Source organism: Paraeggerthella sp. LCP19S3_G8 (assembly GCF_052119225.1).
In the GTDB taxonomy this organism is placed as follows: domain Bacteria; phylum Actinomycetota; class Coriobacteriia; order Coriobacteriales; family Eggerthellaceae; genus Paraeggerthella; species Paraeggerthella hominis.
On record NZ_JBQKFQ010000009.1, the window covers coordinates 116,266 to 125,616 of the forward strand.

At 63.5% G+C, this 9,351-nt stretch carries 7 protein-coding genes; 2 read left to right on the forward strand and 5 right to left on the reverse strand.

The annotated features are described in order from the left end of the window. Positions 1-149 precede the first annotated feature (149 nt). Positions 150-1,262, forward strand: a complete 1,113-nt coding sequence (locus ACTQZK_RS10580) for a helix-turn-helix domain-containing protein (RefSeq protein ID WP_231088209.1) — start codon at positions 150-152, stop codon at positions 1,260-1,262. Here ACTQZK_RS10580 and ACTQZK_RS10585 read toward each other — a convergent pair. From ACTQZK_RS10585 to feoB, 5 genes are all read right to left on the reverse strand, one after another. Next, complete coding sequence (locus ACTQZK_RS10585) at positions 1,148-2,110, reverse strand: sensor histidine kinase (RefSeq protein ID WP_216529992.1); 963 nt, start codon at positions 2,108-2,110, stop codon at positions 1,148-1,150. The genes ACTQZK_RS10580 and ACTQZK_RS10585 overlap by 115 nt on opposite strands. A gap of 15 nt (positions 2,111-2,125) precedes the next feature. Next, a complete protein-coding gene (locus ACTQZK_RS10590; protein ID WP_114566832.1) occupies positions 2,126-2,902 on the reverse strand; it encodes an ABC transporter permease in 777 nt (258 codons plus the stop codon). Further along, on the reverse strand, positions 2,893-3,816 hold the full coding sequence (locus tag ACTQZK_RS10595; protein ID WP_216529993.1) for an ABC transporter ATP-binding protein: 924 nt from the start codon (positions 3,814-3,816) through the stop codon (positions 2,893-2,895). The genes ACTQZK_RS10590 and ACTQZK_RS10595 overlap by 10 nt, the downstream gene beginning before the upstream one ends. A 495-nt stretch (positions 3,817-4,311) precedes the next feature. Continuing rightward, positions 4,312-5,022, reverse strand: a complete 711-nt coding sequence (locus ACTQZK_RS10600; protein ID WP_231088208.1) for a response regulator transcription factor — start codon at positions 5,020-5,022, stop codon at positions 4,312-4,314. Between the two features lie 118 nt (positions 5,023-5,140). Continuing rightward, positions 5,141-7,729 (reverse strand): ferrous iron transport protein B, encoded by a 2,589-nt coding sequence (gene feoB, locus ACTQZK_RS10605; RefSeq protein WP_441899626.1) that lies wholly within the window; start codon positions 7,727-7,729, stop codon positions 5,141-5,143. Positions 7,730-7,994: 265 nt separating this feature from the next. On the opposite strand from feoB, the gene ACTQZK_RS10610 reads away from it, so the two are divergent. Further along, on the forward strand, positions 7,995-9,140 hold the full coding sequence (locus tag ACTQZK_RS10610) for an ABC transporter substrate-binding protein (RefSeq protein WP_216529995.1): 1,146 nt from the start codon (positions 7,995-7,997) through the stop codon (positions 9,138-9,140). Positions 9,141-9,351 lie beyond the last annotated feature (211 nt).

Below are 9,351 nucleotides of genomic sequence, written 5' to 3' on the forward strand. Positions count from 1 at the left end.
GCGTCTCCTTCGGAACGTGTGACTATTGCGAACGACGGCATGCGATGCCGCACGTTCCTCCTTTTATGTTAACTTTATCTAACTTATGAGTCATGCAAGCAACGCGCAAGCGCAAGAGAGCAAACGCGTCGAATCGCAAGGAGGTCGCGTTGAATCGACAGGAAGGCTCTACGTTCAATATCATGCAAGACATCGTGCTGCCCTGCGTACGCGACCTGAACATGCGCGAAGTTCCGCACACGAGCGCCGACGGGCACGCTACGCCGCTGCGCGAAGGGCGCTTCTTTTACGCGCCCGAAGACCAGGCATCCGGCTACTATTGGGTGTACGCGAATCGGGATTTCGCCGTATCGGTTACCTCGATGAGATTTCGCCGAGATTTTCAGCAGCACTGCCTTCATCCGCGACTCGTGTCGGTGAGCTACCTGCAAGCAGGATCGTACGTCAGGCAGGACACGGGGCTCGTCGTAAAAGCCCCGTACTTGGAGGGGCACGCCACCAAAGGATGCTCCTGGAACTCCTCCCACAAAGCAGGCCAGCTTCTGCACAGCGTGGGCATCATGCTGACGCCGCCCTTTTACGAACGCTACCTGGGCGCGATATACCGCGGAGAGTCCTTTTCCGCCGAAGATGCGTTCGCAAGCATTGACGGACTGACCGATTTTTCCGAGATGATCGTGCTGATGAAGCAAATCGAAGCGTACCGCGGCACGGGGGCATCGGCACGGCTGTTCTATCGAAGCAAGGTGGAGGAGGCGGTGGCCCTTGTGGTGGACAAGTCGCGCAGCCTAGCCGCGCGGTCGGGCATCGACGAAGCAAGAAGCCCGTTCGCAAGCGCGCTTTCGCGCGAAGACGCCCGCGCGATCGAACGCGTTCGGAAACGCCTCGACGAACGGCTGGCCGATCCCGTCAGCGCCCTTGAACTGACGCGCATCGCGTGCATGGGGCAAACGAAGCTGCGTCGAGCATTCAAGCAAGCCTACGGGTGCACCATCGTCGAATACCGTCAGCGAAAACGGTGCGCACGCGCGGCCGAACTGCTCGCCTCGAGCGGCGCGTCCGTCGCGCAAGCTGCCGCAACCGTGGGCTATCGTCCCGAACGGCTGGCCGAGCTGTTCGCGCGCATTTACGGCGCCACCCCGAGCGTCTACCGAGAATCGCTTGGACAAGCGGGCAATCTAGCCTCGAACACGATCCACGTCGACGCGTCCCGCGCTTCGACGCGCGCATCAAGCGCGCCGCCCATACGCTCCACCAGGTGACGCGCGATCGAAAGCCCCAATCCGGAGCTTTCCTGGGATCGGGCGGAGTCGACCGTGTAAAACGGCTCGAACAAGCGCGCAACCTGGTGCTCGTCGATGCCTTCGGCATCGTTGGCAAACGACACCGTCACCCAGCCGCCGCACGGCGCCGATCCTTCGCGCGCGTACGCCGCGTCCACGACAAAGCAGCTTGCCGCGTACTTGCCGGCATTGTGCACCAGGTTCGCGAACACGCGCTCCACGGCATCGGCGTTCGCGCGCGCGAAAAGCGGGCCGTCCGGGATGGACGCGCGCACGCTCGTCCCCCGCCTCTCCAGCAACCGGTACTGTCCCGCGATCGATTCGCGCAGCAGCCTTGCCGCGTCCACCTTTGCAAGCTCCAGGGAAAACCCCTCGCCGCGCACGCGCGAAAGCTCGTAGAATTGCGCGATCAGGCGCTGCAGCGATTCCGCCTTGCGCTCGACCGTGGCAAGCGCCGCGCGATCCTCTTCGCTCAAAGGTCCCGCATCGACAAGCGCCAAGTAGCCCTGGATCGAAGTGAGCGGCGTGCGCAAGTCGTGGCTTATACGCTCGATCTGCTCTTTCAGCTGAACCTCGCGACGCGCGTAGAGCACCGACTGGCGGCGGATGCCGTCAAGCGCGCGGTTCACGGTGCGCAGGAAGGCTTCCAGGTCGCGGTCGGGACACGGCATCTTCACGATGCGGTTGTCCTCCAGATGCTCCACGATATCGCGCAGCTCGCGATCGGCGCGACGCAGCGACCGCTTGAGCGCGAAGCAGCGCATGCCGAACCATGCCGCCGCGCCCAGCGCGAGCAGCAGCGAGATAGCGAACGCCCCGTTCGGCATGCCCTCCCCCTTCCGCTACAGTTCCGTTTTTCCAATGCGCCACAAGCCCGCCGCCGAGAACGCCGCGATGCCCGCGAACCCGGAGATCAGGCACTTCGCCAAGCCTTGCGGCGTATCCCATAAGAACTCCGCCGCGCCGCTCATGTTGATGAGCACCTCGTTCGCGAAGAAGTTGTACGGCATCCAGCTGGCAAGCACGGCCACCGGCTCGACCACGCGGCCCACCGCGTCGAGCGCCATGGGAACCAGGCACACGACGGTCAACCATATCATAAACGCGTTGGCGGGCTTCGGCGAGACGATGCACGCGGCAACTGCCAGCACCACGCACGCCACCGTGAACGGCAAAGCCGAGAGCACGCCTTTGACCAGGTGCGTCGCAGGTTCTAAAACGGGGCCTTCCAGAAGCAGCGCCGCGCTGCCAACGTACACGATCAGGATGACCGCCAGCCCCATCAAGCCCCACGCAATCGACACCAGGCACTTACCTGCGAACAGGTCGCGCCGCGCAAGCCCTTGGGCTATCTCGTTTTTGAGCGTGCCGTTCTTGCGATCGTCGCCGAACAACAGCCAAACCAGCAGCCCGGCCATGAGAAACAACGCCCCCAGCGACATGATCACGTTGCTGAGTGAAAAACGCGCGGTGGCGTACGGGAAGTCGGGCGTGCCGGCCATGACGGCCAGAAGCACGTTCGCAGCCAGCACGATCGCGCACAAAACGCCCACGAGCAGGTATCCTTCCTTGCTCCGCGCAATGCGGTACCACTCGCTTTTCATATAGTTCAGCAGCATGTTGCCCCCCGCTCCTTCATTTCCAGATAGTACTGCTCAAGCGACATCTTTCGACGTTCCAGCTTGGAAACGCCCATGCCGTGCGCGCTCGCCAGCGCGCTGAACGCCTCGATGCCGTGCTGCGGATCGAGAATGCGAACCGTGGAGTCAGGAAGAACCTGGTAGCGGTCGTGGTGCAGCTCGGTTTCCAAAAGAACCGCGTAGCGCGGGGTGTCCGACACGGCGATGTCTATGCAGTCGGCGCAGCGCACACGAAGCTCCTCGGCGCCCACCTGCTCCAAAAGCCGGCCCTTGCTCAAAAACGCGTAGACCGTGGCCATCTGCTCAAGCTCGGCCAGATGATGGCTCGACACCACCACGGTGATGCCCTTTTCCCGATTGAGCCTTTGCAGAAGAACGCGCATCTCGACGATGCCGCTGGGATCGAGCCCGTTCGTCGGCTCGTCCAAAATAAGCACCTCCGGCTCCCCCAGCAACGCCATGGCCAGGCCCAGCCGCTGTTTCATGCCCATCGACAGGTCGCGGCACGCACGGTCCTTCGCGTACGACAGCCCCACGGTGTCGAGCACGCGCGAAACCGCGTCCCTGCCGGGAACGCCCCTGCGGATGCGGCAGCATTCCAGGTTCTTCTCCACGCTCAAGGCCGGATAGAAGCCGGGCTGCTCGATGACGACCCCGATGCGCGCCCGCTGCCGCTCAAGGTTGCGCGGCGCGCTCGCGCCGAGCAGGCGCAGTTCGCCCTCGGTGGGAAACGCAAGGCCGCACAGCAGCTTGAACAGAGTCGATTTACCGGCTCCGTTGTCTCCCACCAGGCCGAACACCTCGCCGCGGCGCACGATGACGCTCACATCCTCGAGCGCGCGAACGTCGCCGTAGCGCTTCGTCAGCCCTCTTGTCTCGATAACCGATTCCATGGTTTCCGCTTGCCTTTCCTCATCGTCGCTTCGCAATGGGCGGACCTCGTCGATCTCGGTTCGCCATCGCACGAGAGAACCTTACCGCCCCGACGTGAAATAAGTCCTCAAGAAAGGATAAAGAAAGAATAAAGATGCGATCGCACGTCGAGCTTTCGGCAGGAGGCCGACGCGCCGTCGAACCCGCCGAGCCGCCCGAGCCCGACGAACCACGCACTCGTCCCGTCACATCCTGTTCCCGTCGTCGCTTCGCCACACCCTCTTCATCGAGGTTCTGTCAAAACGAACGAGTTTTGCTGATCCTCAAGTCAGGATAAATGCAACGCGCAAGCCTCTGAACAGGCATGATGAAAAACGCCCCTTGGCAACCTGCCTGCAAGAGGCGAAAAATCCCCGCAAAACTCGTCCGTTTTGACAGAACCTGGAAACCTCCGTGGCAAATTGAGGCGTTCGCCTCCGTCAATCCCACCAGCCCCGTCCGGACCCCCGAAAGGCTCACGACAGCTTGAAACCGATGCCCCAAACGGTTTTGACGTACTCTTCATCCGGCTCGACGGCGGCAAGTTTCTTGCGGATGTTGCTCACGTGCACGTTGACCGTGTTGTCCTCGCCGTAGTAGCCGCTCTTCCATACCAGCTCGTACAGCAGCTCGCGCGAAAACACCTTGTCGGGCGCCTGCATAAGCACGTGCAGAATATCGAACTCGTGCGCGGTCAGCGCCACCTCCTCGCCACCGAGAAACACCCGGCGCGTAGCCGCATCGAGGCGCAGGTTCTTGAACGAGTACGACTCCTCGCGCTCTGCTGGCAACGCGGCGCCCGCGCGCCGCAGCACGGCCTGCACGCGCGCGACCAGTTCTTCGGGCTGAAACGGCTTCACCAGGTAGTCGTCGGCGCCCTGGGCCAGCATGTCCACCTTGTCGGACAGCCCCGCCTTTGCCGACACTACGATGACGGGCGTCTTCAGCCTCCGGTCGGCGCGCATGAACGCGATCAGCTCCGGGCCGTCCATGCCCGGCAGCATCATGTCCAGCAAAACCAGGTCGAACGCTTCGCGCTCCAGATGAAGCCGCGCCTCGGTGCCCGAATACGCATGCACCGCGCGATAGCCGGCCCGCGTCATGACGGTGCCCAGCAGCGCGTTGATGTCGGGGTCGTCCTCCACCACGAGAATGCAGCCCAACGCCGCACCGTCCATCTCGACCATCAGCAGTCAATCCTCCCGTATTCCCAAGCACGCGTTCGCATGGCCGCCCGCGCGAACGGCTCGACGCGGCAGGGCGGCGGGCAGCCTCGATGCCGCCCGTTTCACCTTCGTTGAAGCTCTAGCGCCTTCGCGCCCGATCGTCACGCTGCGCATCGGCGCGCGCAGGCTCGGATCCGAACGACCCGCCGTCCCCGTCAGCCGCGCGCGGCACCGGCACCTGCGCGCAGCCTTCGCAGCCATCGCACGACAACCCGCATCCGCTTCCCTTCGCGCGGCGCGAGCGCATGCGCGCCAAAGCCAGCACGACGAGCACCGCCACCAGCGCGCCCACCGCCAGCGTCCACGCGTTCTCTCCGGCGTCCACCGCAAGCGTTCCCACGCCGTGCACGACGAACGCGGCAACCCACGCCACCGCCAACTGGCCGAACACCACGCCGAGCGCCCACTTCCCGCCCAGTTCGCGCTTCACCGCCGCCACCGCCGCCACGCACGGCGTGTACAGCAGGCAGAACACCAGCAAAGCCAACGCGGCCACGGAGCTCATGACGGCAACCAGGCTCACCGTGTTGCCGAACAGGATGGACAGCGTGGACACGACGCTTTCCTTGGCCATGAAGCCGGTGACGAGCGCCGTCGAAATCCGCCAATCCCCGAATCCGAGCGGCGCGAACACCGGGGCGATCCAGCCGGCCACCACGGCCAGCATGCTGTCCTCGGAGCTCGCCACCATGTTCAAGCCGAAGTCGAACGTCTGCAAGAACCAGATGACGATGGTCGCCACGAAAATGACCGTGAAGGCGCGCTCCAGGAAATCCTTCGCCTTCTCCCACAGCAGCTGACCGACGCTGCGCGCGCTGGGCATGCGGTAGTTCGGCAGCTCCATGACGAACGGCACGGCCTCGCCCGAGAACAACGTGCGGCGCAACGCCAGCGCCACCAGCACGCCCACCGCAATGCCGCCGAAATACAGGCCCACCATCACCAAGGCCCCGCTCGTCGGGAAGAACGCCGCCGTGAAGAACGCGTAAATGGGCAGCTTAGCCGAACAGCTCATATACGGAGTGAGCAGGATGGTCATCTTGCGATCCCGTTCGGACGGCAGCGTGCGCGACGCCATCACGGCCGGAACCGTGCACCCGAATCCGATCAGCATGGGCACGATGCTGCGCCCCGACAGGCCTATCTTGCGCAACAGCTTGTCCATGACGAACGCCACGCGCGCCATGTAGCCGGAATCTTCAAGAAGCGACAGGAAGAAGAACAGCGTGACGATAATCGGCAGGAAGCTGAGCACGCTTCCCACCCCGTTGAACACGCCGTCGATGACAAGCGATCGCAGCCCCTCGTTCACCTGGGCGGCAGTCAGCGCGGCGGCGGTCACGTCGGTAAGCCACCCGATGCCGGCGTCCAGAACCTCCGAAAGCCAGGCGCCCACCACGTCGAACGTAAGCCAGAACACAAGCGCCATGATGGCCGCGAAGGCGGGTATGGCCGTATAGGTGCCGGTCAGCACGCGATCGACAAGCATGCTGCGCGCATGCTCGCGGCTCTCGTGCGGCCTGACCACCGTGTCTTCGCACACGCGCCCGATGAAGCAAAAACGCATGTCGGCGATAGCCGCCGCGCGGTCGAGACCGCGTTCAGCCTCCATTTGGGCCACGATGTGGTCGAGCATGTCCTTCTCGTTTTGATCCAAATGCAGCTTCTCCAAAACAAGCGCGTCGCCCTCCGCCAGCTTGCTGGCGGCGAACCGCGGCGGAATGCCCGCGCGCTCGGCATGGTCGTCGATCAGCGCCATGATGCCGTGCAGGCAGCGGTGCACGGCGCCGCCATGCTCGTCAGCCGCGCAGAAGTCCTGGCGAACAGGCGGCTCCTGGAAACGCGCCACATGCAGCGCGTGCTCCACCAGCTCCTCGATGCCCGCGTTCTTGGACGCCGAAATGGGAACCACTGGAATGCCCAGCAGCTCTTCCATCTCGTTCACCAGGACAGTGCCGCCGTTGCCCTCCATCTCGTCCATCATGTTAAGGGCCAGCACCATGGGTATGTCCAGCTCGAGCAGCTGCATGGTCAGGTACAGGTTGCGCTCGATATTGGTGGCGTCCACGATGTTGATGATGCCGCGCGGACGATCCTCCAGCAAAAACCGCCTGGTAACCACCTCTTCGCTCGAGTGGGGCGACATCGAGTAGATGCCCGGAAGATCCGTTACCAACGCCTCGGGATGCCCCTTGACCACGCCGTCCTTGCGGTCGACCGTCACCCCAGGGAAGTTGCCCACGTGCTGGTTCGCGCCGGTCAGCTGATTGAACAGGGTTGTTTTGCCGCAGTTTTGGTTTCCCACGAGAGCGAAGGTGAGCGGCGTTCCTTCGGGCAGCGGGCTTTCGGCGGCCTTGTCGTGGAACTTCCCGCCCTCGCCCAAACCCGGGTGAGGCAAGGGGCGCCGCGCAAGCGGCTCCCGGCGAGGTTCGCTGGCTTCGCGCACATCGTCGATCTCGATCTTCTGCGCATCGTCCAAACGCAGCGTCAGCTCGTAGCCGTGGACGCGCACCTCCACGGGATCGCCCATGGGAGCATGCTTCACCATGGCGATGTCGACTTGCGGAATAATGCCCATGTCCAGGAAGTGCTGGCGAAGCGATCCTTCGCCGCCAACCCCCACCACCGTGGCGGCCTTCCCAATGGGCAGGTTGTTCAGGGTGCCCAATGCGTCTCCTTGCGCGGCTGCGGCGAATCCCCCGCCGAGCCGCCGTCTCTCGTCTTTTGCTCGCAACCATGGTACCGCGAAACGGGCGCCTTGGGGCACAGAAAGTTGCCCGAGGCAAACGTCGAGCACGCATGAGCAGCGCAACGCCCGCAACCGCTCGCTCTTCTTGGTGTTACGAATTCCGATTTAGTATTAATATGATGTTACGAATTTCTATTCCGTGTTACCATCGCGCAAGAGGGAGGCCTAAACGAAAGGAATCAACATGCCCCAACTGAAAACGACGAAACGGCTTCGGCTGATCGCCGCGGTGCTGCTGGCCGCCGCGATCAGCATCCTATGCCTAGGAGGATGCGGCGCCGGACAAACCGAGAGCGCACAGCAGGATCCCCCGGCAACTTCGCAAACCGTCACGGTTACCGACATGCTCGGTCGCAGCGTCGAAGTCCCTGCCGAAGCGCAACGCCTCATAGGCATCGGATCGAGCTCGCTGCGGCTGATCTCGTATCTGAACGCCGCAGACAAGGTGGTCGGCGTGGAGCAGTCCGAGCTGAAGGACAACGTCACCTGCAGCTATCGCCACGTCAACCACGAAACGTTCAAGAACCTGCCCGTCATCGGCGACGGAGGGTCGAAGGGAACCACCCCGAACGAGGAAGCCATCATGCAAGCGGCGCCCGATGTCGTGTTCGCCTCGATCGACAAAGACGCCGCCGACGCCCTCCAAGAAAGGACCGGCGTTCCCGTAGTATGCCTGACCTTGAGCAACGTGGTGTTCGACCAGGCGTTCTACGACAACGTCAACCTGGTTGGAGGCATCGTTGGCAAGCAGGAGCGCGCGGCGGACATCGTCCGCTACATGGAGGACACGCGCGCAGACCTCGAGAAGCGCACGGCCAACCTTCCCGCCGACCAGGTCAAAACGGCGTACGCAGCCGGCATCAGCTTCCGCGGCGGGCACGGCTTCGCGGGAACGGAAGCGAACTTCCCGCCCTTCCAGGCGACCAACGTGAAAAACGTCGCCGATGTGAACGGCGCGAGCGGAGCTTTCGACATCGACCTCGAAGCCATCTCCAGCGCACAGCCCGACTACGTGTTCGTCGAAAGCGGGAACCTGCCGCTCGTGAAAGAGGACTACGAAGCCAATCCCTCCTACTTCTCCGCGCTCAAGGCGGTGCAGGACGGCAAGGTGAGCACGCTCATCGCCTATCGCTTCTACGCCACCAACATCGAGCTGGCCTTGGCAAACTGCTACCAAGTAGGAGCAACCGTCTACCCCGCGCAGTTCGCCGACATCGATCCCACGCAAAAGCTCGACGAGATCACGGAGTTCTTCTTGGGAGCCAGGCTTTCGAGCGACCTTGCCGCCGAAGGGTGCGAATTCAAGCAGATCGATCTGGCAAACCTGTAGCGCCCGAGCACGGCCGCAGGGCTACGGAGCAGCCGCGCAACCTCCCGCATTCGTGCGTTCGGGTGCTCGACCTCGGCGTCGAGCACCCGAACGTCCCGTTGCGCGCCCGCGCAACGGGACGGCGGCACCCGTCACCTCGCTCGTTCGCGGTCGGCTCCGGGAATTGGGGGGGGGCGCAAACACACCTCGGGCCCCCCCCCCCCCCGTGGTG